Genomic DNA, 20,382 nt, shown 5'->3' with positions numbered 1-20,382 from the left:
GCCGAGAAGACAAGCCGGATGGCTGGCTTGCCTTTGAAGCGGTCGGGAATCAGACCTTGGCGACGATCCGCATGAAGGCCGGCATGTCATCGCCGAAGCCGACGGTGGAATCGTTGTCTTCCTGGTGTCGTTGGCGGGCAGGGCGGCTGTTGTCGCGCTGCGGCCTCGTGTCGCCGCGTTCCGGTGCGCGCTGTTCATTGCGATCGGATGATTTGCGCTCGGTGTTTTCCGAACGGATCGCTTCCTTGCGCGAGCGCCGTTCGCCGACGTCGGCGGCTGCGGCCTCGGCCACCGGCTGATCCTCGCGGGCTGTTTCCGGTGCCGTGTCTTCGCTGCGCTTGGCGTGGCGTTCGCGCGGTTTGCGCTCGCCGCCCTTTTCCCTGCCGCGATCGTCGTCCTTGCGGCCGGCGCGGCGCGGTGCGCCCTTGCCACGGCGCGGAGCATCATCCTCGCCGCCTTCGCTGGCAACCACCGTCGACAAGTCGCCGTCATGCCATTCGATCTTGTTGCCGATCAGCCGCTCGATGGCGTCGATGTATTTGGTGTCCGATTTGGTCGCGATGGTGAAGGATTTTCCGGAGCGTCCGGCGCGGCCGGTACGGCCGATACGGTGGACATAGTCCTCGGCGTGGATCGGCACGTCATAGTTGAAGACGTGGCTGACATCGGGGATGTCCAAGCCGCGCGCGGCGACGTCGGAAGCGACGAGGTAGCGCAGCTTGCCGTCGCGGAAATTGGCCAGCATCTGCATGCGCGCGCGCTGGTCCATGTCACCATGCAGCGCACCGGCGTCGAAATCATATTTCAGCAGCGAGCGAAACAGCTCCGCCACTTCAACCTTGCGGTTGCAGAAGATGATGGCGTTCTTCAGCTCCGCGTCTTCGGCCTTGATCAGATTGCGCAGCGTCTCGCGCTTGTCCCATGGCTTGGAGCCGGACTTGACCAGCCGCTGGATGATGTTGGTGGCGGCGGATGCTGCCTTCGAGACCTCGACGCGCACCGGCGCGTGCAGGAATTTCTCGGTCAGCTTGGTGATTTCCGGCGGCATCGTTGCCGAGAAGAACAGCGTCTGCCTGGTGAACGGGATCATCTCGCAGATGCGCTCGATATCGGGGATGAAGCCCATGTCAAGCATGCGGTCCGCTTCGTCGATGACGAGGATCTCGACGCCGTTGAGCAACAGCTTGCCGCGCTCGCGGTGATCGAGCAGGCGGCCGGGCGTCGCGATCAGCACGTCGACGCCGCGCTCCAGCTTCTTGTTCTGTTCGTCGAATGAGACACCGCCGATCAAGAGCGCGATGTTGAGCTTGTGGTTTTTGCCGTAGCGGATGAAATTCTCTTCGACCTGCGCGGCGAGCTCGCGCGTCGGCTCCAGGATCAGCGTGCGCGGCATACGGGCGCGGGCCCGACCGTTTTCGAGGCGGGTCAGCATCGGCAGCACGAAGGAAGCCGTCTTGCCAGTGCCGGTCTGGGCGATGCCCAAAATGTCCTTGCCGAGCAAGGCGTGCGGGATCGCACCAGCCTGGATCGGCGTCGGCTGGATATAGCCGGCGTCGGTGACTGCGGAAAGGACCTTCGGCGACAGGCCGAGGTCTGCGAAGGTCAACGCTTCTTGAGCGGTCGTGGTGTCTGAGGACAAGTGTTGTTGTCTTTGGCTGGTTCGGGGAAGCGCAACGGCGTCTAATGGCGTCTGTCGCGGCAAGCGCCACGCGCCTGCAAGATTGGTATTGCAATTAGGAGCAAGCCCTCGATTTGTCAACAGAAACGGGCAGCAATGGCACGATTGTGAAGTTGTAACCTTAATCGGGATGCTTAATCGACCTGTCGGTCGCAGCGCCGGCTCAATAGCGGAACTGTTCGGCGAGAATACGCTCGTTCCAGGAATGATTGGGATCGAACAGCAACGTTGCTGTCGCCGTGGGTGATTCTCGCACCGTTACCGAGGTCACGGCCTTGACCTCGGTATGGTCAGCGGCGGCGTTCACCGGCCGCTTTTCCGGCTCGCGGATGTCGAAGCGCACGGTGGCCTTGTTGGAGAGCAGCGCGCCGCGCCATCGGCGCGGGCGAAACGGGCTGACTGGGGTCAGCGCCAGCAGCGGCGCGTCGAGCGGCAGGATCGGTCCGTGCGCCGAAAGATTGTAGGCGGTGGACCCGGCCGGGGTTGCGATCATGACGCCGTCGCAGTTCAGTTCCTCAAGCCGGACCTGTTCGTCGACGGTGATGCGGATCTTGGCCGTCTGGTACGATTGACGCCACAGCGCCACTTCGTTGATCGCCAGTGCCGAAATCGTTTCGCCTTCCGAGGTCACGGCCAGCATCTCCAGCGGGCGGATCGTTTCGGCGACAGCGGCTTCGAGACGCTCCGTCAGGCCACCGGAACGATACTCGTTCATCAGGAAGCCGATGGTGCCACGGTTCATCCCGTAGACCTTCTTGCCGGTCCCCATCGTGTCGCGCAGGGTCTGCAGCAGGAAGCCGTCACCCCCAAGGGCAACGACGATCCCGGCCTCCTCGACGGAAGACTGGCCATAGCGCGCCGACAGGCTTTCCAGCGCCGTCTTGGCGTCAGCGGTGTCGGACGAGACGAAGGCGATGCGGCTGGCGGCTTTGCTCATGGCTCCCCGATGACGACCGATTGGCAGCGGCAGGGCCGCGCCAGCGCCGGGGTAGCATGGGCGGGGTACGTCTGCAAAGGGAGCTGTCATCCCGGATGGCAACTCCATCCCGGATGGCAACTCCATCCCGGATGGTACGGCCATGCCGGTCGGCGGATGCGGACTTGCCGTTCGCGTATCATGTCAAAGGCTACGCGAATGTGATGGTTAAGACCGGCCTTAAAGTCTCGTAAAGCCGGATCGGTCATGTTAGCCGGCAGTGGATGGGTGGCGTGGGGGCTAGCCAGTTGAGGCCGACATATTGCCGGTAACACGCCTGATCATCGTCTTTCTGATGCTGGGAAGCTTCGCGCTGCTCTTTGCCGAACTGGTGCGCCAGTCCGAAGAGACGAGCTTCCGGCCGCAGCCCACGGCGTCGCGCTGTGGCGATGCAGCCGGAGCGCCATGCCCGCAAAGGGCGCTGTAGCCCTGAAATGTCCTGATCATCTTCGCGATGACGGGGAGCATTGGCGGCCGCTTCGGTGCGCGACATCGCGCGGCAGTTTCTCTCTTAAAAGCAGAGGCCGGTCGGCCGCCGCACATCCCGTCGTGAAGGCTCTCGCTTTCGATTGGTTCCGCCAGCGAATTGCGACCGCGGGCATTGCGTCCTCAACGGCGTGACGGCCCAGCGTCGCGGCCAAGGTTCTTCCTAGCTGCCCACTGGTCACCCGCATGCGCATCAATCGGCGAGTCATGGCCGCATCCGCGGAAAGATATTGACTGTATGTTTAGTAATAGTTACTCCTGAGGTCGAGAATTGAGTTGGACAGCCGGCGCCAGCCGGTGAATGGCCACCATGAAGAGGGGAATATCTCGACCGCGATGCGGCTTGCCGTTGCCGGCGCGCCGCATGCCGCGAGTGCGATGTCGACGGCCTTTCTCGTGCCGTCGATCGGCGTTGTCGCGGCCATCTTTTCGTCAGCAGGAAACGGACTTGGGGCCGTAACGCCGCCGGTCCCAACAATGGGAGCATGCAGCATGAACTGGAAACTGACCGCGACGGCCATCGGCCTGTCGCTGCTGACTGTCACGGGCGTGGCCCGTGCCGACGGCGAGCTCAACATCTACAATTGGGGCAACTACACCAGCCCCGACCTGATCAAGAAGTTCGAGGAGACCTACAAGGTCAAGGTCACCGTCACCGATTATGACTCCAACGATACCGCCTTGGCCAAGGTCCGGCAGGGCGCCTCCGGCTATGACATCGTCGTGCCCTCGGCGAGCGTCGTGCCGGTCTGGATCAGCGAAGGTCTGCTCTTGGAGACCGATCCCAACAAGATGGAAAACTTCAAGAACGTCGATCCCAGGTGGGTCGATGTTCCATTCGATCCAGGCCGCAAATATACCGTTCCATGGCAGTGGGGCACGACCGGCATTTCGGTGAACAAGTCGGTTTATGCCGGCGACCCGAACACATCGGCGATCTTCCTCGACCCACCCCCCGAACTCGTCGGCAAGATCAATGTTGTACCCGAAATGGGTGACATCATGTTCCTCGCCATTGCTTACGAGGGTGGCAAATATTGCAGCAGCGACATGCAGATGCTGAAAAAGGTGCACGACAAGCTGGTGGAGGCGAAGGCGAAATGGCTTTCGCTCGACTATGCGGCTGTCGATGGCCTGGGCAGGGGCGACATCGCCGCGGGCGTCAACTGGAACGGCATATCGCTGCGCGAGCGGCTTGAGAACGACAAAATCGTCTATGGCTATCCCAAGGAAGGCTATCCGATCTGGATGGACAATGTTGCTGTCCTCAAGGACGCCAAGAATGTCGACAACGCCAAGCTGTTCCAGAATTTCATCATGGATCCACAGAATGCGGCACTGATCTCAGCCTTTGCGCGTTATTCGAACGGCATCAAGGGCTCGGAAGCCTTCATGCCCGACGACATGAAGACCGCGCCGGAAGTGAACATCCCCGCTGAGTTTGCCGCCAAGGGCCAGTTCATGCAGGCCTGCCCGCCGGATGTGCAGGCGCTCTACACGAAGATCTGGACCGACCTGCAGAAATGACCTGACCCGCGTTCTCCGCGCCGCTGCACGCGGCGCGGTCATCTCCCGTCCATGCCAAACGCGATGCGCAGATCGCAGGAGACTTCCATGACCGATCTCGACCTTTGCTACATGCCGGCCAGCGAGGCGCTGCGGCTGTTCAAGGCGAAGAAGCTTTCGCCCGTCGAACTGATGCAGGCCACCATCCGCCGCGCCGAGGCAACCAAGCCGACGATCAACTGCTTCACCTTCACGCATTTCGACGAGGCGATGGATCTGGCTGGGAAGGCCGAGGCGAAATACGCCAGGGGCGCCCGGACCGGGGCGCTCGAGGGGCTGCCGATCGGCATCAAGGACGAGAGCTACATCAAGGGCAAGCCGACCTCGCACGGCTCGCTGCTGTCCGGGGATGCCATCGGTGGCCATACCTCGACGATGAACGAGCGCATCATTAAGGCCGGAGGCATTGTCCATGCCCGCACGGCGACGCCTGAATTCAGCTGCGCCGGCTATACCTGGTCGAAACGCTGGGGCGTGACGCGCAATCCGTGGAACCCGGATTTCACACCCGGCGGTTCGTCGGGTGGTGCCGCGGCAACGCTGGCGTCCGGCACGTCGTCGATCGCCACCGGTTCGGACATTGCCGGGTCGATCCGCATTCCCGCGTCGGCCTGCGGTCTGGTCGGCTTCAAGCCGCCTTACGGGCGCAATCCGGACGAGCCGCCGTTTAACCTCGATTTCTACTGCCACACCGGACCTTTGGCACGAAACGTCGGGGATGCGATCCTGCTGCAGAACGTGATGGCCGGGCCAAGCCCGCTCGACATCGCCACGCTGCGCCCCAAACTGCGCCTGCCCAGCGACTACAAGCCGATCAAGGGCTGGAAGATTGCTTTCTCGATGGACCTCGGTTCTTTCGAAGTGGACGCCGATGTGCGCAAGAACACGCTTGCCGCCTGCGAGGTGTTCCGCTCGCTCGGCGCCACGGTCGAGGAAGTCGATCTGGGCTGGGGCGACGACGTGCTCAGGGCGGGCATGGCCTATCTGGAGCATCTGTTCGGCGCCTCGCTGTCGCAGCTGCTCAAGAAGCACGGCAAGGACATGACGAGCTATGCCAGGCAGTTCGCCGAGGACGGGCAAAGGTCGAGGGCGACGGACTTTGTCGGAACACTGGAAGTGGCGGCCAGGATGTACCAGACGCTGGGGCCGCTGCTGGAGACCTATGATGTGCTGGTCTGCCCGACCAATGCGCTTCCCTCCGTGCCGGCGGAGTTCGATCAGACCACGGGTACGGTCGAGATCAACGGCAAGCAGGTGAACCCGTCATTGGGATGGGTGATGACGACGCCGTTCAACATGATGAGCCGTTGTCCGGTCCTGTCCATCCCTTCGGGCCGGGCGGCAAGCGGCGTGCCGACAGGCATCCAGATCGTCGGCCGCACCTATTGCGATGCCGATGTTTTCCGGGCGGCCATGGCCTATGAGACGGCCAAGGGGCAGTGGTACACAAACGCCGAAACGCGTCCGTCGCTATAGCAGGGCGCTGCGGCCCTTGCCGCACCGGTGCTTGATCCGCGGTCTCGGTTGTGGTGAGCCGGCGCCGGACATCTCGAATAGACGGATCCGTGGCGGCGCCGGTGATCGCCGCCAGAAGGTCCGAAAGGAACTGGACGAAGATGGCGCAACAAAAGGCCGCGGCGGCAAAACGCAAAGGCGCAATGGCGAAGAATGGAAGTGCGGCAAACGATGCCGCGCCGCCCAAGGACCGTCGGCGCGAGCGCGGCGAAGCCAGCGTGCAGCGGATCATCGACGCCACCATCGAGCTCATCGCGGAGGAGGGGCTGGCAAGCGTCACCATGCAGCGCATCGCCGAACATGTCGGCTCGTCCAATGCCCTGGTCGTCTTCCATTTTCGCAGCAAGGAGAACCTGTTTCGCGCCGTCCTGCAGTATCTCAGCGATCGCTATGACGAGCTGTGGGTGACGTTGGTGCGGGCGCCCGGCCTGTCTCCGGTTGAGCGGGCCCTGGGCGCGGTCGATTGCGCGCAACGTTTCGCCCGCCAGCACCCGAAATGGGTTTCGGTCTTTGTCGTGTTCTCCAGCGACCGCAAGAGCATGCAGATCTACAACGAGATCGGCCTTCCGAGCGATCTCGCCTACACCGCCGAGGCGCGCGAGCTGCTGATCGAGATTTCGCGCAGCGGCGGTTATACCGGCGTCGACATCGACACGCTGTCGGAGAGCCTGAATTATCTGGTTCATGGCGCCTGGTATTGGGATCATCTCAATCCGTCCAGCCGTGACACCAACGTGCTGCGCAAGACCATGCTGCTTCTGCTGCATCAGGCGTTCCCGCGGCATTTCGAACTGATGCGCTAGCCGCTTTCAGGGCTGCCGCAGATGGCAGCCGGCCTGCCGCTTCTGCGCCAGATACTCGTCGACAAGCTGGCGGTAGCGCACCTTGCCGAAGCTGGGGAAATGGCCGCCATGCACGACCGAGACATCGAGGTCGCGCATACGCAGCAGCGTGGCGACATAGTCTTCGACAACCGAGTGGTAGACATCGTCGATCAGCGGGCCGTCATAGATAATGTCGCCGGATAACAGGATGCCCGTCCTGTTTTCGTAGAGCGCGATGCCGCCGGGCGAATGGCCGGGCGTGTGGATCACCTCGAAGGCCCGGTCGCCGAGATCGACGATATCGCCATGGTTGAGCAAACGGCCGGCCGGTGCGGGCAAAATGCCGTAGCGCGCCGTGTCCCAGCCTTGCGGCATGCGATCGAACATCTCGTCGGTCGCATAGGTGCCGGCGGCGGTCCATTCGTTGCGCGGATCGGCGAGGATGTCGGCCTCGGCCGCGTGCACGCAGCGGTCGGGAAATTCGTGGTGGCAGCCGATATGGTCGAAATGCGTGTGGCTGGCGACGCAAATCAGCTTGCGCTCGCTCACCAGCGGCACGTGACGCCGGAGGCTGAAATGGCCGAGGCCGGTGTCGAAGAGAAGGTCGCGGTCGCGACCGCGCACATGCCACATGTTGCAGCGGAAGAACGGTTTTATCCATGGCTCGTGGATCAAGGTCACGCCATCGCTCATGCGGATGGTCTCGTACCAGTCTGGTGCCTCGATGACTGCGAGCGTGCCCATTTCAATCCGTCAGCAGAATGATCTGGTCGGTATCGCACGAAACGGCAACTGTGTCGCCCGGCCGGGCGGTGGCTGTCGCGGGCAGCCTGGCGATGAAGTGAAGCGAGGGGTCTTCGACGGAGACGGCAAGCACGCGCTTGAAGCTGCCCTGGAAGACGACGTCGCTCACCTCGGCCGTGCCGAGCTTTACACTGCCAGCGGCCGCGCCGAGGGCAAGATGTTCCGGCCGTATGGCCAGCGCAACGGCGGAACCCACCGGCAAGGCGCCGGGCAGCGAGATCGGCCCGACGGGCGTGGCGACGGTGCTTGTCCTTTCCTTCGCCTCCGTGACCGTGCCGGGGAGGATCGTGCTTTCGCCCATGAAGGTGGCGGAAAAGCGCGTCGCCGGCCGTGCATAGACGCGCTCGGGCGGACCTTCGTCCTCGATGCGCCCGTCATTCATCACCACGCAATGGTCGGCCAGCGCCATCGCTTCTTCCTGGTCGTGGGTGACGTGGATGAAGGCGGTGCCGACGCGCTTCTGGATTGCTTTCAACTCGTCCTGCATCTGCCGGCGTAATTTGAGATCGAGCGCGCCGAGCGGCTCGTCGAGCAGAAGCACCGCCGGCTCGATCACCAGCGCCCGCGCCAGAGCCACGCGCTGCCGCTGGCCGCCGGAGAGCTGATGCGGCTTCTTGTCGAAGGCGGCGGCCAATCCGACCAGCGCCAGCGCCTCGCGCGCCTTTGCCGCCCGCGTCGTGCCGTCGACACCCTGCATGCGCAGGCCGAAGCCGACATTGCTGCCGACACTCATATGCGGAAACAGCGCATAGTCCTGGAACACCGTCGTCGTCGGGCGCTTGGCCGGCGGTACCGAAGTGCAGTCCTCGCCACGGATGAACACCTTGCCTTCGCTGGGGGTGACGAAGCCGCCCAGGATGGACAGCAGCGTCGTCTTGCCGGAGCCTGAGGGCCCAAGCAGGATCGTGTAGCTGCCGGGCTCGATCTGCAGCGAAACGTCCTTCAGCACCGTATGCTGGCCGAAGCGATGCGAGACGGAGCGAATATCGACCAAAGGCGCAGTCATGCCTTTCTCCTGCGCAGCAATGTCAATTCGAACAGCACGACCAGCACGATGGAAACGGCGAAAACCAGCGAGCCGACGGCGTTGGTCTTCGGGTTGAGGCCGGAACGCAAGAGGTTCCAGATTTCGACCGGCAGCGTGGTGTCGAAGCGGGTGAGCAGGAAGGAGATCACGAACTCGTCCCAGGAGAAGGTCATCGACAGGAAGAAGCTGGCGAAGATGGCAGGTGCCATGACCGGCACGGTGATCAGCAGCAGCACCTTCCGTTCCGGCGCGCCGAGGTCGCGCGCGGCGCGTTCGATGTTGATCTGGTGATCGCCCATCTGGCTGTAGATGATGGCGAAGCACAGCGGCAGGTTGATCACGACATGGCCGATGCCGGCGGCAAGCAAGGATTTCGGTACACCGGCCCAGTTGAACAGCACCAGCAGCCCCATGCCGATGATGAGATAGCTGACCGTCAGCGGCAGCGTGATCAGCCCGCGCAACAGGCCGGAGCCCGGCAGGACGAAACGGGCAAAGCCCCAAGCGGAGAGGAAGCCGAGCGTGACGGCGGCGAGCGAGGAGATGGACGCCACCAGCAGCGAATTGACCAGCGCCGAGGTCAGCCGCGTGTCCGAAAGAACCGCATCGTACCAGCGCAGCGATGGCCCGGTGAAGGGCGGGATCGGGAACGACGTCGCCTGCAGAGAAAACAGCACCAGCACGACCACCGGCAGGAAGATAAAGCCGTAGACGGCGATCGCGTAAAGCCACGAGGCGATGCGGACGATCCTGCGCATCTCAGGCCCGCTCGATCTTCAGCCAGCGGGCGCAGGCGAGGTAGGCGATGGTGACCACCGCCATCAGGATGATCGACAGCGCCGAGGCCAGCGGAAAGTCGCCGCGCCGGCCGATCTGCATCATCACCAACTGCGGCATCAGCAGCTCGTTGTTGCCGCCCAGGATCTGCGGCGTGATGTAGTCGCCGATGCACAGCACGAAGGTGAGGAAGGCGCCGACCATGATGCCTGGTAAGGTCAGCGGCAGCACGACATGCAGAAAGGTGCGCACCGGCCCGGCGCCGAGATCGGCGGCGGCTTTGCGATAGCTCGGACTGAGCTGCTTGAGGTTGGCAAAGATGGTCAGCGTCAACAGCATGACGAAGAAGTGCACGAAGCCGGTGACGGTGGCGAAACGCGTGTTGGCGAGTTGCAGCGGCTCGCTGATCAGGCCAGAGCCGGTCAGCGCCCGGTTGACGACGCCGTTCTGCGCCAGCACCAGCAGCCAGGAGTAGGATCGCACGACATAGGAGGTCCAGAACGGTAGCACCGCCAGCATCAGCGCCAGCCGCTGCCAGCGCTCCGGCACCTGTTCGGCGAGGATCCAGGCAAAGGGGTAGGCGAGCAGCACCGAAATCACCGTGACGATTACGGTCACCTGCAGCGAGTTCACCATCGCCCGCCAGTAGGACGGGTTGGTGAAGAACTGGCTGTAATTGGACAGCGTGAAGCCGCCGCCCTCATGCGCCGTCAGGCTGGAAAACCCCATGGCGATGAAGGGCAGCACGAAGAACAGCAACGTCCAGCCGAGCGCCGGCGTGACCAGCGCCCAGGGCAGGGCATGGCCCGCCCGGGGCAGAGCAGAACTCGCCCGGGGTAGGGCGTTTCCCTCCTTGGCCGACGTGCTCATGAGCGGGATCTGCTCATTTTGCCTGCAGCATTTCGGTCCACATGTCCTGCATCTTCTTGTCGAGATCGGCATTCGGCGCCGGATAGGCCTGGGCGCGGGCAAGGAAGCCCGGCTGTTCGTCGAAGCGCAAAATCTTCTTCTGGTCGTCGGTCAGCGCTGCCTTGGTGTTGGCCGGCATGCCCCAGTAGCAGGAGGAGGTGGCAAGGCGCGCCTGGCCCTCCGGGCCCATAATGTACTGGATGAACTTCAGCGCCATGTCCTTGTTCTTGGAATCCTTGAACATGGCCAGCGACTGCGACCACAGCACCGCACCCTCCTTGGGGATGGAGAAGTCGAGCGCCGGGTTTTCCTTGGCCAGTCCCGCCGTCACCCATTCGCCGCCGCCGACCAGTATGTCGACCTCGCCGGTCGCCAGCGCCGTCTGGCTGGCGGTCACTTCGCCGACCAGCTTGGCGTTCGCTTTCATCTTGAGAAGCTCGTCCTTGAGGGCGGGCAGGTCGGCTTCGGTGAGCTCGGCCGTCTTCTTGCCGATGGCGAGTGCGGCCATGCCGATGACCGGCAGATAGTAGTCGTAGATGGCGACCTTGCCCTTGTACTTGTCGCCGGTGAGTGCCGCCATCGACTGCATGTCGGCGGGGTCGACCTTGGTCTTGTTGTAGCCGATCGTGTTGTAGCCGAACTTTTCGGTGATGCCGTAGCGTTTGCCGCCGACGACGGTGGAGCCGTCCATCTTCACCTGCGGAAACAGATCGGCCAGCGGCAGTTTGTCTTCCGGCAATGGCTCGAACAGGCCCTTCTCGACGCCGCGCGGCACGTCGATGCTGTCGATCACCATCACGTCCCAGTCGCCGGGCTGAGACTGTTCGACGATGGCCAGGCCAGCGCCGGTGCCCTCGAACTCCTTGACGTTGACCTTGACGCCATTGGCCTCCTCGAACGGCTGCAGCAAGGCCGGATCGGCATGATCGCACCAGATCAGCGCGTTGAGATCGGCGGCCTGCGCGCCCGTCGAAAGCAGCAGCGCCGCGGCTGCGGCAGCTGTGCGCAAACGGGTCTTCAGGATAGAAAGAGGATTGCTAGCTGTGTGTGACATCGAGTGTTCTCCCTTGCCTTTGTGGCTTCTTGCAAAAAATTGAACCAATTCTAAAATTGAGTCAATTCTGTTTTTATGGCAAGAGGCTGACATGAGCGGATTGCGGGCAAGGCAAAAGGCAGACCGGCACCGACGCATCATCGAGGCGGCCGCGGAATTGTTTCGCGAGGCCGGCTATGAAGGCGCCAAGATCGAGGCGATCGCCGCCCAGGCCGAGGTCTCGGTCGGCACCATCTACAATTACTATGAAAACAAGGGCGACATCCTCGGCGCCATCGTCTCGCTGGAGATTAACGAGGTGCTCAATGCCGGGCAGGGCGTCGTCGCCAGGCCGCCGGCCAATGTCGGCGATGCGCTGGACACGCTGATCGGCATCTATATCGAGCACTCGCTGCACTACCTCAGCAAGGAGATGTGGCGGCAGGCGATGGCGATCTCGACGCAACTGCCCGACAGCCCGTTCGGCCAGGCTTACTCTGCGCTCGACCGGGCTCTAACCGGACAGATCCGCGCCCTGATCGTCCGCCTGCAAGCGCTCGGCCTTGTGCGGCAGGACATAGACGGAGCGGCGCTCGGCGAACTGATCTTCAACAATATGAACATGATGTTCATCGAATTCGTGAAGCGCGACGCGGCCAAGATACCGGAGCTGCGCGCGGCGATCCGGAGGCAGAATAGGATATTGGTGGCGGCGATTGGGGTTTGAGGGAGTCAGGAGCAGACAGGAGAAATCGTCCGCTCGGCAAGTTGCCATTTCACACGAAGGCTCGCCTCTTGAGTTGAATTTGAAATCTGATACAACTTAGAGGGGCATTAATAGGGGGAGGGGTAAATGGCGGCGTTTTCCATCTGGCATTGGGCGATCGTGCTGCTGTTGATCGGCGTGCCTGTTTTCTTTGCTGTTCGATCAGCCACGAAGCCGTCACAGAATCCTGCGGCTCTTGTAGGCATCGGCGGCTGGCTGATGCTGCTGGCGATCGGCCAGACCTTGTCGCCATTGCGCACGCTTGCCGACTTCGCCAATTCGGCCGACGGCTACCAGCAACTCATGACGCTCCCGAATGGCCCTCTGGCGGTGTATGGCGAACTTGCTCTCAATCTGGCATTTCTGGCGCTTCAGCTGGTTGTGCTCGTTTCGATGCTGCGGCGAAGCCACCGCTTTCCGCAATTGTTTCTGCTCCAGTGGCTGGCGATCCCTGTCGTTTTCATCCTGGACACGATCTGGGTTGCGTCAGTTCTGGGCGTTCCGGTGAGCCTGGTGCTCGCAGGCGATGCGCTGGTGGCCCCCATAGCCTCGTTTGTGGGAACCGGTATCTGGGCTGCTTACGTCCACAAGTCGGTCAGGGTAAGAAACACGTTCACCAGGGTTGGGGCATCCACCCAGGTCGCGAGCGCCTCGTAGAATACAGCAAACTTGGAATATTCGGAGCATCACGGGCTAGGCGAACTGATCTCCAACAACATGAACATGATGTCATCGAGTTCGTGAAGGACGACGCAACGAAGATACCGGAGCTACGCGCGGCGATCCGGAGGCAGAACCGGATTCTGATGGCGGCGATTGGGGTGTGACCTCGCGCACCACTATGTCGTCGTCGAACCTTGAGCGGCCAGATCCCGAGCCGGCCGACCGCAACCGTCCTCCGTGACGGCTGCGAGCTTTTGGGAGGTCTTTATTTCGGCCTCGTTTATACGTGCTGCCCGCGCTCTCGCCTGAAGATCAGCCAGGCGCGCCACAAGGGCTTGCAACGTCTCGACTTCAGGGCTCATCATTTTATTTGTCCGATTCAGGGGCGATTTGACGAGCTCAACCCGCCGCCATCCCTGCCGGCGGGCGTGTCGGTTCGATGGTTCAGTCGTAGACTTTCACAATCTTGCGTGTGCTCGGGTCCACCAAAACCGTTCGGTTGTCGACCACAGTATAGCGGTATTTGACGTTGGGAACCTCGTGGAGTTCGACCGTGTCTGGCAGAGCCGTGCCGACATTCAACTCCACCCCTGGAAGCTTCACAGAAGCCAAGGGTTGCTTCTTCACGTATTCGCGCACGACGGTGTCCTGTTCCGGTGTGATAACCACATCCTGTGCCGCAACCGCGCCGACGCTGGCCAACAGCAACAGCGCCGCAGCGGCGCTGCTTAGGTGCATCCTCATTGTTTTTCTCCTCTTGTAACCTAGCGGCAGCACGATCGGCTGCGCGCCAGCCACCGAACACGTCGCCAGGCCAAACGTTCCTGATACGGGCTTCTGTCTGAATCCGCGCAAGACCAAAGTCTGATTGGAAAACGCAATGGTCTTACCCGTTGGGAGTAGGCGGAACGGCTTAGGCCTAAAGGTTGTTGTCTCTCAAAATTCGGAGAGAGACAGTGGAAAAAAGTGTCGGCCAGGCGCGATGGTTGCTCGCACCGATTTTCGCAACAGCCATCACCTTCCTGGTGATGGGAATAGTCCTTGGCTGATATGGCGTGGATCGGCGCAGCTACGTCCCTTCCTGCGCTGATAGGACCCGTGAGCCGCTTCGGCGGCTGCGGGTCCTGTATTTCACCATGCGCTGAGCCTGCTCATTCGGCAGCCTAGGCGCCTTCTTAGCTCATGCACCTTGGGAGGTTTATTATGGATCGGCGATCCTTCTTGACTGCAATGTTTGGTGTTGCCGGGGCAGCGGCCCTTGCAAGCGCTGTCCGGCCAACTGACGCAATGGCGGGTGTTCCAGGAGCCGGGCGCGGCATCCTCGATGAACTTGAGACGCCACAAACAGAGGCCTTTGACGAAGATGCACAGGCAGAAGTGCAGCAAGTCTACCATCGGGACTGGCACCACCGTCCCCACCGCCGCCGGCGGGGCTGGAGACGGGTCTGCCGCAGTTACTGGCGGCATGGCCGCCGTCGCGTCCGGTGCTATCGCCGACGTGGTCCTTCGGTCGTCCTTCGATTTTAACTAGTTTTCCGCCTTGGCCCGTTCCGGCTCACGCGCCGAGAGCGGGCCGGTTAGATTCTTTTTGGTGAACGATAACAATGACATTGCTCCAAAGATCGAATGAGAGTGGCAGCGCAAACCAACCGGGGAATGACAACGATGATCATGCGCCCTGGTTTGTGGACGCCGTCTCCTTGCCGGAAGAGGAAAACATCGCCGACCTTGTCAGGCGAACAGAGCGCATGGCCATTTTGGTGGTTCTTGGAATGGGCGGCTGGTTGATGTTAGTCCCGGCGATTTACCTTGTACTGACCCACGGGATATGAGCGACGACTGTTTCGGTATCGCGGCACCCCGTCATTTCAGCAGAAGCTAACGCAACATCCGTGCGCGTCCAAAGTTGGATTTCAGGAAGCATCGCATCGCGGCTCCCGCAGCCCGTTTCGTGTCATCGGCAATTGGGGGGACGGGCTGTTTTGCTGGCGCGGGGCGCAGGTGTCTGGAAGCACTCTATTGTAGTGGTCTACGTCCGGCATGCTTAGGGGGCGCTATAATCCAAATAGCCGAACGTAATCGGCTTCTGGCTTGCCGTAGGTGCCATTTGCGCGGCCCGCAAGGCCGCTACGGTCCCTGATATGCACTTCGCCACGTCGAGAATAGATGAGACCACGTCCTTCCAGCACTTGCAGCCCAACTGTAACCCCTGGCCGTCTTGCTCCAAGCATGACGGCGAGAAACTCATGGGTGACCGCAAGGCGTTCGCCGTGGACCCGATCGTCACACATTAGAACCATCGCGCCAAACGCTGCCCCATAACGGGTCAAAAAGTTTGGCATCTAAATTGCTCTGACAGGTATGGGGTGGGCGAGAGCCCGTCGCTTCGCAAATGGAGCGGCGGGTCTACTCTACCAGCGACTGTCGAATGGCCACGGCAGCAGAATGTACCCGCTTTTCAGCAGAAGCTGACGGAACAACCGTGCGCGCACAAAGTTGGATTGCAGGAAGCACCGCATGCCGGCTTCTGCAGCCCGTTTCGTGTCACCGGCAATGTGGGCGGGACGGGCTGTTTTGCGTTGGTGACTACTTGTGGGTGATCCAATCCAACAAGCCAACATCGATCTGCTCGCACCCGACATATTCGCGGACCAGGCTCTCAGCCAAATCGCGCCATTGACATTCAGGCACGCTCATATCCCTGACCAGGGCTCGAAATGCAGAGCGAAGAATATCAGCATCGAAGGCGGAGACGGAAGCAGGAGTCGGGTCCGGATCTTCCCAACCTCGGGCCATGTCATCGCGGTGACGTTGGCGGAGGCGCTTGAGCAGTTCGCGCGAGGCCTCGATTGCGCGCCGGGAGTGATCCATATCACGGCGAAATGAGGCAGTTCCGGCCAGGGAATGGTGCCGCAACCGAAAGCTGGTTTCTATAGCCGCACGTGCGACTTCCATATGCGTTTCAACCATCGCGGCCTCCCTTCCTCGCAAGGATTTATTTACTCTCTTCTCACGCGTGACCCAAGAAGGATTCAACGTACGGTTTGATACGCAAGGGCCGGGCGCAGATGGGCGCGGATCGCGGCGGCGGCGTCTCTAACGAGCATTCGGACGTGAGCAAGCTGTTCAAGCAAGACGTGCATTCGCGCTCGCTCATGATATCCGCTTTACCAAGCTCAACGGGATATTACGGGCGTGAAGCCTGTAACTGCCGAGGTCACCCGTTGGAAGTTGATGGGCCTGGGGGCCTTGGGCGTCACTGGCATGGCTGCGGCGGCGCCGGCCTCGCATGTCACAGCCTATTGGGCCGATATCTGGCGCGTGCTGCGGGGCGAGTGATTGATATCACGCGGCAGGGGCCAATGCCTCATCTATTTGCCGTGCGGCTCCAACCTTTGGCGGTCGGCCTCAGCGGCATGCCAATCTCGGTCAATCGAACCTTCTGCTGCCTTGTGGAAATATTGAGAGCACACGAGCCAGCCTTTAAGCGGTCGAAGCAACAATATGCATGCCCCGATGGTCAGGGGCAGGCTTGTGAGAATGTGTATCCAGAAAGGTGGCTCGAACCGCAACTGAAGCCAAAGAGCAAAGGCAAGGGCCGGGAATGCAACTATCGACATTGAGAAAAATGCAGGCCCATCAGCCGGGTCGGCAAAGGAAAAATCGAGCCCGCAGACATCACAACGTGGAGCAAGCTTCAGGTAACCTGCGAACAGGTGTCCCTGCTGACATCGTGGGCACTGGCCCTTGAAACCGGTCAGGATCGGGTTTGTGGTTTCGTTGTAGTCAGTCATGACCGGCAACGCGGCGGACTCGGCAATAGTTCCGGTCCGCTGTGGATGGGCGCCCTTAGCGCGATGTCATCCAGGACAGGAGGCGGGAGCTCGACGAGCTGCCAATGCGGGTTGGAAAAAGCGGCAGCGTGCCCGCAGCCGGTCGAGGCACCCAAGCCTCGGCCGGTCCGCCTCTGCCCGGAAGTGGGGGCGGCCCCACTGAAACTCCGATTTTTGCAGGTCAAGGGAACCTGGTTCTGAAAATGAAGTTTGGTTGCTAGCTTGGCTTAGCCCCCCGCCAAGTGGTCTCGAGGCTGGGCTCGTCATTGCTGATCAGTGACGGCCCTTCGCGTTGACGCTGCTACGCCAACCCTCTGCCAATGACGCAACCGCGAAGGCCTTGTTTGGGTCCGACTAAAGCCCGATGCCGAGGCGCAAAGGTCTGACCCCTGAAACAACACAGCCTTTTCGACATTGGGAACGTGGCCGTCGATCATCGTCCCTTCATCGCCGGTTCGTTGATTACCCGCCACGGCTCGCTTGGCGTGGCGGGTAATCATTCACGGAGAGCGCATGCAGCTTGGCCAGATCATTGCGAACGCATTTGCAGCGGGGTTGGTCGCCGTCCTGATAGCAGTCGCGTTCCTGATCTTCGGAAAGCCGCTCTGGCCTGAACGAAACGTCCGGATGGTAATCATCCCGCCCGTCCATCGAATGACGACCACCGCCATTCACAATACGGGACCCGACCTGCCAACCAAGTTTGATTTGAACATTGTGCGGCCGAGACCGCTTACCAATGAAGGGACATGAGGGCTGCCCGATGATTTAGGGGTTCTTAGCGGCAGCGCGCCCCGCGCTGCTGGTCGAAGAAAGGGCAACCTTGGTCGGACCCGCATCGGTACTCACCCAAGTGGTCCGGGCCTACTTGATGGAACATCAGGTAATGCTAATGGTTATGGCTTGGCAGGGACCGCCCTCCCGGCACGTCCTCCTTGGACACGCCCGCTGCTGCCGTGAATGGGGCAGCGGGTGGCAGTTCAGAACCGATCCTCAACCACCTCGCTGAACGGCATCACGAGCACCGTTCTGCCGCTCTCGTCCGTGACTTCGAAGCTGCAGTCGAACCAACTGCGCATCGTGTCCATGCGAGTGTTGAAAACGAGATCACGCGCGTTCGCCAATGCATGGCCGTGCACGGCGCTGTCATCGGCCAGTTCGTCGCCCTCGTGGTCGGGGATTAGCCTTCCCCGGCAGCGCACGTTCATGAAGTAGCGCAAGTGCCCCTCTCATTGCTCTCGCTTGATGGGGAACTGGAACACGTTCGAGTATTCCCTCTCGGCATAACCATAGGCCTGTCCTGCGATCGATTCCAGCTTGGCGCGATCCTTCAGCAGGATCTGACCACGCGTGTTCTTGATCGCACCGACGCCCTCCAGCATCTGCACCGCAAGGGTCACACCGGGGCGACGCGCGCCCAGCATGATGCTCATGAACTCATGAGTTACAGGCATGTCGTCCTGTTCCAGCCGATCATGGGTCATAAGCAGCCAGCGCGCCAGCCGCTCCTCGATGGAGTAGCCAGCATTGGCATACGCGGTCTGACTGACTTGCACGATGAAGGTATGCACGAAGCGAAGAAGAAGCTCGCGCAGCGTGGGGCTGTGGTCCATCGCCGCCTGCAACTCGGCCGCCCCAATACGAAATGCTTCACCCGCAGCCTGAACCATGCAGGTGTGAGGCGTGCGGTCGACGCCGAGCACGACAGAAATTCCCGCGAGGCCCTCTGATCCGACCATGCCTACCTCAAACCGTCCTTCCTCGGTGTCGGCGACAATCGAGGCAATCCCTCGTTCCGGGAAGGTTACATGCGTGATCTGCTGCTCCGCTTTGAACAAGTGTTCGCGGACCCCCAACGTGACCGGTTCGAGATGCGGCGCGATGAGCGCGAAGTCATCTGGCGACAAAGACGTCAGTAGCCGATTACGGATGTGCGGTTGATGAAGCTGAGCCACGCTCTCGCCTCCCAGTTTGGGGCAAGAGCACCGCATCTCAGCTATCTCTCAGTCGCCTGCGCCCAAAAAGTTAGCAGGCGATGGAGATTTATCCTCCTGAAACCGATCAGAGGCTACATTTAAACGTCAAACCAGCCGTTGGGTACGATTCGTACAATGGCTCCGTTGCTATGTTGCGGGCGGGAAGAGACACGGCGCGCTGGCCTCTTCAAACCGTAAGAACTTTTTGTCGTCGGGTGAAGAACGCACATGAGACCGGATTGCGGCGGCGTCTCTGACTTCCATGCGAACATGAGCAATATCGTCGAGCAGCGCACGCATTCGGGTTCTCTCATGCGCAAGGCTGGCGCGCAGGGCACGTGCTAGCTCCAGGTCATTCAGCACGGTGTCAATGGCGTTCATAGGCGGGTCAAAAGCGAGGCGTAGGTTGGTTTCATACCAAGCCATATCACATCCAAGTTACCCTTTAGATGGAACTAAAGTTCTGTCCCGCCGTTGCTTTGGCCGACGTAGGGGGCCTCATGAGCGACATTGCTATTCTGGTCGTCGAAGACGAACCCCTGATCCTGCTCGACCTTGAAACAGCTTTGCAGGAAGCTGGCTTTCTCGTCGTAGGAGTGCCGAATGCCGAAGCCGCCGTGGAGGCGTTTGATGAGGATCCAAGCAAGTTCGCCGGCCTCCTTACGGACATTCGCCTCGGCTCAGGAGAATCTGGGTGGGAAATAGCCAGGCATGTAAGGCGAGGCAACTCAAGCCTACCTGTGGTCTACATCAGCGGCGATAGTGCGGATTTGTGGGGGTCTGAAGGCGTCCCAGACAGCGTGATGATCGTCAAGCCATTCTTCCTCCCCAGATTATTACGGCGCTGTCGACACTGCTCAATCAGCAACACCCAACAGCAGCGAACGGAGGCGACCCCTCTCATTAGAGCAAGTCCGCGTATTGGAAGGCGAACACTGCTTCAGTGGGCGGATCACTATGTGCACCTACTTCGAAAGCCCCATAGCCCACCCCAGAGACAAGGCTAACGCGAACCCAATACAAACAGCCGCCAAGATCCACATTGTTGCTATCTCCGCTCGTTATGCGGGTAACAATGCAGAAAGCGATCAATGGTTGCACGCGGACGCGCGGCGCTGCCATTCGCACTGTGCTGGTGCCCCCGGACGGAATCGAACCGCCGACCTTCGGTTTACAAAACCGCTGCTCTACCAGCTGAGCTACAAGGGCACGGCGCTCCGGTTAGCATATTTGTTGCGCCAGTAAAGACAAAACTCCATTTTTTCCCGGCATGTCCCATGCGCTGTCGGGGCAGGGCATCCTGAAAAGCCCTAGATTGCTTCCTACATCTAGGGAAGGTGCAATCGCTTTGCGCAGAGGTGTCGCATGATCAGATTAGTCATCATTCTCCCGATCATCTTCGTGGCCTGGATGCTGCTGGTGAAGATCATCAGCGATGTGAAGAAGGCCAATGTCGACTGGACCGGCGTCACCACCATCATCGGCTTCATCGCGCTGGCCTTCTGGCTGCGCCATGTCACGGGGATGGGGTGAGGAAATAGGGGAATAG

The 20,382-nt window shown here is 61.1% G+C and carries 26 protein-coding genes and 1 tRNA gene; 11 read left to right on the top strand and 16 right to left on the bottom strand.

Translation table 11 applies throughout. The features are described 5' to 3' along the window. Nucleotides 1-49 precede the first annotated feature (49 nt). Both EOA13_RS08585 and EOA13_RS08580 read right to left on the bottom strand, forming a co-directional pair. On the bottom strand, nt 50-1,639 hold the full coding sequence (locus tag EOA13_RS08585; RefSeq protein WP_164780027.1) for a DEAD/DEAH box helicase: 1,590 nt from the start codon (nt 1,637-1,639) through the stop codon (nt 50-52). Nucleotides 1,640-1,841: 202 nt separating this feature from the next. Continuing rightward, nucleotides 1,842-2,615: an NAD kinase gene (locus EOA13_RS08580; protein ID WP_023812117.1), complete on the bottom strand. Its 774-nt coding sequence runs from the start codon at nt 2,613-2,615 to the stop codon at nt 1,842-1,844. A 301-nt stretch (nt 2,616-2,916) separates the two neighbouring features. On the opposite strand from EOA13_RS08580, the gene EOA13_RS37855 reads away from it, so the two are divergent. Continuing rightward, a complete protein-coding gene (locus EOA13_RS37855; RefSeq protein ID WP_164748845.1) occupies nt 2,917-3,081 on the top strand; it encodes a hypothetical protein in 165 nt (54 codons plus the stop codon). A gap of 301 nt (nt 3,082-3,382) precedes the next feature. Here EOA13_RS37855 and EOA13_RS08575 read toward each other — a convergent pair whose 3' ends face one another. Further along, nucleotides 3,383-3,565, bottom strand: coding sequence for a hypothetical protein (locus tag EOA13_RS08575; protein ID WP_127291376.1), 183 nt, complete (start codon nt 3,563-3,565; stop codon nt 3,383-3,385). 67 nt (nt 3,566-3,632) lie between these two features. On the opposite strand from EOA13_RS08575, the gene EOA13_RS08570 reads away from it, so the two are divergent. From EOA13_RS08570 to EOA13_RS08560, 3 genes are all read left to right on the top strand, one after another. Continuing rightward, entirely contained in the window at nt 3,633-4,667 is a 1,035-nt protein-coding gene (locus tag EOA13_RS08570) for an extracellular solute-binding protein (RefSeq protein ID WP_127291373.1), read from the top strand. A gap of 87 nt (nt 4,668-4,754) precedes the next feature. Continuing rightward, nucleotides 4,755-6,182, top strand: a complete 1,428-nt coding sequence (locus EOA13_RS08565) for an amidase (RefSeq protein ID WP_127291370.1) — start codon at nt 4,755-4,757, stop codon at nt 6,180-6,182. 140 nt (nt 6,183-6,322) lie between these two features. After that, nucleotides 6,323-7,024 carry a TetR/AcrR family transcriptional regulator gene (locus EOA13_RS08560; RefSeq protein ID WP_127260211.1) on the top strand — a complete coding sequence of 234 codons (702 nt, stop codon included), beginning with the start codon at nt 6,323-6,325 and terminating at the stop codon, nt 7,022-7,024. 6 nt (nt 7,025-7,030) lie between these two features. Here EOA13_RS08560 and EOA13_RS08555 read toward each other — a convergent pair whose 3' ends face one another. Genes EOA13_RS08555 through EOA13_RS08535 form a run of 5 tightly spaced genes read right to left on the bottom strand, consistent with a single transcriptional unit; the run spans nt 7,031 to nt 11,616 of the window. Beyond that, entirely contained in the window at nt 7,031-7,789 is a 759-nt protein-coding gene (locus EOA13_RS08555; protein WP_127291367.1) for an MBL fold metallo-hydrolase, read from the bottom strand. 1 nt (nt 7,790) lies between these two features. Then, entirely contained in the window at nt 7,791-8,855 is a 1,065-nt protein-coding gene (locus EOA13_RS08550) for an ABC transporter ATP-binding protein (RefSeq protein WP_127291364.1), read from the bottom strand. After that, nucleotides 8,852-9,634 (bottom strand): ABC transporter permease, encoded by a 783-nt coding sequence (locus EOA13_RS08545; RefSeq protein ID WP_127291362.1) that lies wholly within the window; start codon nt 9,632-9,634, stop codon nt 8,852-8,854. Before EOA13_RS08545 ends, EOA13_RS08550 begins: the two co-directional genes overlap by 4 nt. 1 nt (nt 9,635) lies before the next feature. Continuing rightward, complete coding sequence (locus EOA13_RS08540; protein WP_127291359.1) at nt 9,636-10,523, bottom strand: ABC transporter permease; 888 nt, start codon at nt 10,521-10,523, stop codon at nt 9,636-9,638. A 13-nt stretch (nt 10,524-10,536) separates the two neighbouring features. After that, nucleotides 10,537-11,616, bottom strand: coding sequence for a spermidine/putrescine ABC transporter substrate-binding protein (locus EOA13_RS08535; RefSeq protein WP_127291357.1), 1,080 nt, complete (start codon nt 11,614-11,616; stop codon nt 10,537-10,539). A gap of 91 nt (nt 11,617-11,707) precedes the next feature. On the opposite strand from EOA13_RS08535, the gene EOA13_RS08530 reads away from it, so the two are divergent. Further along, the gene (locus EOA13_RS08530; protein ID WP_127291354.1) at nt 11,708-12,322 is read left to right on the top strand and encodes a TetR/AcrR family transcriptional regulator; all 615 of its coding nucleotides are present in this window, start codon (nt 11,708-11,710) and stop codon (nt 12,320-12,322) included. Nucleotides 12,323-12,448: 126 nt separating this feature from the next. Then, complete coding sequence (locus EOA13_RS08525; protein WP_127291351.1) at nt 12,449-13,018, top strand: DUF2569 family protein; 570 nt, start codon at nt 12,449-12,451, stop codon at nt 13,016-13,018. A 450-nt stretch (nt 13,019-13,468) separates the two neighbouring features. Here the strand turns inward: EOA13_RS08525 and EOA13_RS08510 are convergent, their stop codons facing one another. Next, nucleotides 13,469-13,768, bottom strand: a complete 300-nt coding sequence (locus EOA13_RS08510) for a DUF1236 domain-containing protein (protein WP_013531386.1) — start codon at nt 13,766-13,768, stop codon at nt 13,469-13,471. Nucleotides 13,769-14,628: 860 nt separating this feature from the next. On the opposite strand from EOA13_RS08510, the gene EOA13_RS08500 reads away from it, so the two are divergent. After that, nucleotides 14,629-14,856, top strand: a complete 228-nt coding sequence (locus EOA13_RS08500) for a hypothetical protein (RefSeq protein WP_127291346.1) — start codon at nt 14,629-14,631, stop codon at nt 14,854-14,856. Between the two features lie 222 nt (nt 14,857-15,078). Here the strand turns inward: EOA13_RS08500 and EOA13_RS08495 are convergent, their stop codons facing one another. Together EOA13_RS08495 and EOA13_RS08490 are read right to left on the bottom strand one after the other, a co-directional pair. After that, nucleotides 15,079-15,255, bottom strand: coding sequence for a hypothetical protein (locus tag EOA13_RS08495; RefSeq protein ID WP_348629752.1), 177 nt, complete (start codon nt 15,253-15,255; stop codon nt 15,079-15,081). A gap of 355 nt (nt 15,256-15,610) precedes the next feature. After that, nucleotides 15,611-15,994 carry a hypothetical protein gene (locus EOA13_RS08490; protein ID WP_127291343.1) on the bottom strand — a complete coding sequence of 128 codons (384 nt, stop codon included), beginning with the start codon at nt 15,992-15,994 and terminating at the stop codon, nt 15,611-15,613. 216 nt (nt 15,995-16,210) lie between these two features. Here EOA13_RS08490 and EOA13_RS08485 point away from each other — a divergent pair, with 216 nt between their 5' ends. Continuing rightward, on the top strand, nt 16,211-16,363 hold the full coding sequence (locus EOA13_RS08485) for a DUF1515 family protein (protein ID WP_281040867.1): 153 nt from the start codon (nt 16,211-16,213) through the stop codon (nt 16,361-16,363). 32 nt (nt 16,364-16,395) lie between these two features. Here EOA13_RS08485 and EOA13_RS08480 read toward each other — a convergent pair whose 3' ends face one another. Continuing rightward, nucleotides 16,396-16,818 (bottom strand): DUF983 domain-containing protein, encoded by a 423-nt coding sequence (locus tag EOA13_RS08480; protein ID WP_127291340.1) that lies wholly within the window; start codon nt 16,816-16,818, stop codon nt 16,396-16,398. 552 nt (nt 16,819-17,370) lie between these two features. Between EOA13_RS08480 and EOA13_RS08475 the strand changes: the two genes are divergently transcribed. After that, nucleotides 17,371-17,610: a hypothetical protein gene (locus tag EOA13_RS08475; protein ID WP_127291337.1), complete on the top strand. Its 240-nt coding sequence runs from the start codon at nt 17,371-17,373 to the stop codon at nt 17,608-17,610. A gap of 227 nt (nt 17,611-17,837) precedes the next feature. Here EOA13_RS08475 and EOA13_RS08470 read toward each other — a convergent pair whose 3' ends face one another. From EOA13_RS08470 to EOA13_RS08460, 3 genes are all read right to left on the bottom strand, one after another. Then, nucleotides 17,838-18,077: a hypothetical protein gene (locus tag EOA13_RS08470; protein ID WP_127291335.1), complete on the bottom strand. Its 240-nt coding sequence runs from the start codon at nt 18,075-18,077 to the stop codon at nt 17,838-17,840. A gap of 9 nt (nt 18,078-18,086) precedes the next feature. Then, complete coding sequence (locus EOA13_RS08465) at nt 18,087-18,812, bottom strand: Crp/Fnr family transcriptional regulator (protein ID WP_127291332.1); 726 nt, start codon at nt 18,810-18,812, stop codon at nt 18,087-18,089. A 168-nt stretch (nt 18,813-18,980) separates the two neighbouring features. Beyond that, nucleotides 18,981-19,259, bottom strand: coding sequence for a hypothetical protein (locus EOA13_RS08460; RefSeq protein ID WP_127291329.1), 279 nt, complete (start codon nt 19,257-19,259; stop codon nt 18,981-18,983). Nucleotides 19,260-19,282: 23 nt separating this feature from the next. Here EOA13_RS08460 and EOA13_RS08455 point away from each other — a divergent pair, with 23 nt between their 5' ends. Continuing rightward, on the top strand, nt 19,283-19,840 hold the full coding sequence (locus EOA13_RS08455) for a response regulator (RefSeq protein ID WP_348629749.1): 558 nt from the start codon (nt 19,283-19,285) through the stop codon (nt 19,838-19,840). A gap of 126 nt (nt 19,841-19,966) precedes the next feature. On the opposite strand, the gene EOA13_RS08450 is transcribed toward EOA13_RS08455, so the two are convergent. Continuing rightward, nucleotides 19,967-20,042 (bottom strand) — tRNA-Thr (locus EOA13_RS08450). A gap of 156 nt (nt 20,043-20,198) precedes the next feature. Between EOA13_RS08450 and EOA13_RS08445 the strand changes: the two genes are divergently transcribed. Further along, on the top strand, nt 20,199-20,366 hold the full coding sequence (locus tag EOA13_RS08445) for a hypothetical protein (protein ID WP_127268088.1): 168 nt from the start codon (nt 20,199-20,201) through the stop codon (nt 20,364-20,366). The last annotated feature ends 16 nt before the right edge of the window (nt 20,367-20,382 follow it).

The organism is Mesorhizobium sp. M7A.F.Ca.US.011.01.1.1 (assembly GCF_003998295.1).
Taxonomy (GTDB): Bacteria; Pseudomonadota; Alphaproteobacteria; order Rhizobiales; family Rhizobiaceae; genus Mesorhizobium.
The sequence above is the reverse complement of the archived record's forward strand: the minus strand, read 5'-3'. Positions and strand labels throughout refer to the sequence as shown.

Excerpts from the sequence above, each read along its gene's own strand:
- EOA13_RS08580 (WP_023812117.1), bottom strand. The coding sequence starts at position 2,615 with ATGAGCAAAGCCGCCAGCCGCATCGCCTTCGTCTCGTCCGACACCGCT.
- EOA13_RS08575 (WP_127291376.1), bottom strand. The coding sequence starts at position 3,565 with ATGGCCGCGACAACGCCGATCGACGGCACGAGAAAGGCCGTCGACATC.
- EOA13_RS08570 (WP_127291373.1), top strand. The coding sequence starts at position 3,633 with ATGAACTGGAAACTGACCGCGACGGCCATCGGCCTGTCGCTGCTGACT.
- EOA13_RS08565 (WP_127291370.1), top strand. The coding sequence starts at position 4,755 with ATGACCGATCTCGACCTTTGCTACATGCCGGCCAGCGAGGCGCTGCGG.
- EOA13_RS08560 (WP_127260211.1), top strand. The coding sequence starts at position 6,323 with ATGGCGCAACAAAAGGCCGCGGCGGCAAAACGCAAAGGCGCAATGGCG.
- EOA13_RS08555 (WP_127291367.1), bottom strand. The coding sequence starts at position 7,789 with ATGGGCACGCTCGCAGTCATCGAGGCACCAGACTGGTACGAGACCATC.
- EOA13_RS08550 (WP_127291364.1), bottom strand. The coding sequence starts at position 8,855 with ATGACTGCGCCTTTGGTCGATATTCGCTCCGTCTCGCATCGCTTCGGC.
- EOA13_RS08545 (WP_127291362.1), bottom strand. The coding sequence starts at position 9,634 with ATGCGCAGGATCGTCCGCATCGCCTCGTGGCTTTACGCGATCGCCGTC.
- EOA13_RS08540 (WP_127291359.1), bottom strand. The coding sequence starts at position 10,523 with ATGAGCACGTCGGCCAAGGAGGGAAACGCCCTACCCCGGGCGAGTTCT.
- EOA13_RS08535 (WP_127291357.1), bottom strand. The coding sequence starts at position 11,616 with ATGTCACACACAGCTAGCAATCCTCTTTCTATCCTGAAGACCCGTTTG.
- EOA13_RS08530 (WP_127291354.1), top strand. The coding sequence starts at position 11,708 with ATGAGCGGATTGCGGGCAAGGCAAAAGGCAGACCGGCACCGACGCATC.
- EOA13_RS08525 (WP_127291351.1), top strand. The coding sequence starts at position 12,449 with ATGGCGGCGTTTTCCATCTGGCATTGGGCGATCGTGCTGCTGTTGATC.
- EOA13_RS08510 (WP_013531386.1), bottom strand. The coding sequence starts at position 13,768 with ATGAGGATGCACCTAAGCAGCGCCGCTGCGGCGCTGTTGCTGTTGGCC.
- EOA13_RS08500 (WP_127291346.1), top strand. The coding sequence starts at position 14,629 with ATGACATTGCTCCAAAGATCGAATGAGAGTGGCAGCGCAAACCAACCG.
- EOA13_RS08495 (WP_348629752.1), bottom strand. The coding sequence starts at position 15,255 with ATGCTTGGAGCAAGACGGCCAGGGGTTACAGTTGGGCTGCAAGTGCTG.
- EOA13_RS08490 (WP_127291343.1), bottom strand. The coding sequence starts at position 15,994 with ATGGTTGAAACGCATATGGAAGTCGCACGTGCGGCTATAGAAACCAGC.
- EOA13_RS08480 (WP_127291340.1), bottom strand. The coding sequence starts at position 16,818 with ATGACTGACTACAACGAAACCACAAACCCGATCCTGACCGGTTTCAAG.
- EOA13_RS08475 (WP_127291337.1), top strand. The coding sequence starts at position 17,371 with ATGCAGCTTGGCCAGATCATTGCGAACGCATTTGCAGCGGGGTTGGTC.
- EOA13_RS08460 (WP_127291329.1), bottom strand. The coding sequence starts at position 19,259 with ATGGCTTGGTATGAAACCAACCTACGCCTCGCTTTTGACCCGCCTATG.
- EOA13_RS08455 (WP_348629749.1), top strand. The coding sequence starts at position 19,283 with ATGGAACTAAAGTTCTGTCCCGCCGTTGCTTTGGCCGACGTAGGGGGC.
- EOA13_RS08445 (WP_127268088.1), top strand. The coding sequence starts at position 20,199 with ATGATCAGATTAGTCATCATTCTCCCGATCATCTTCGTGGCCTGGATG.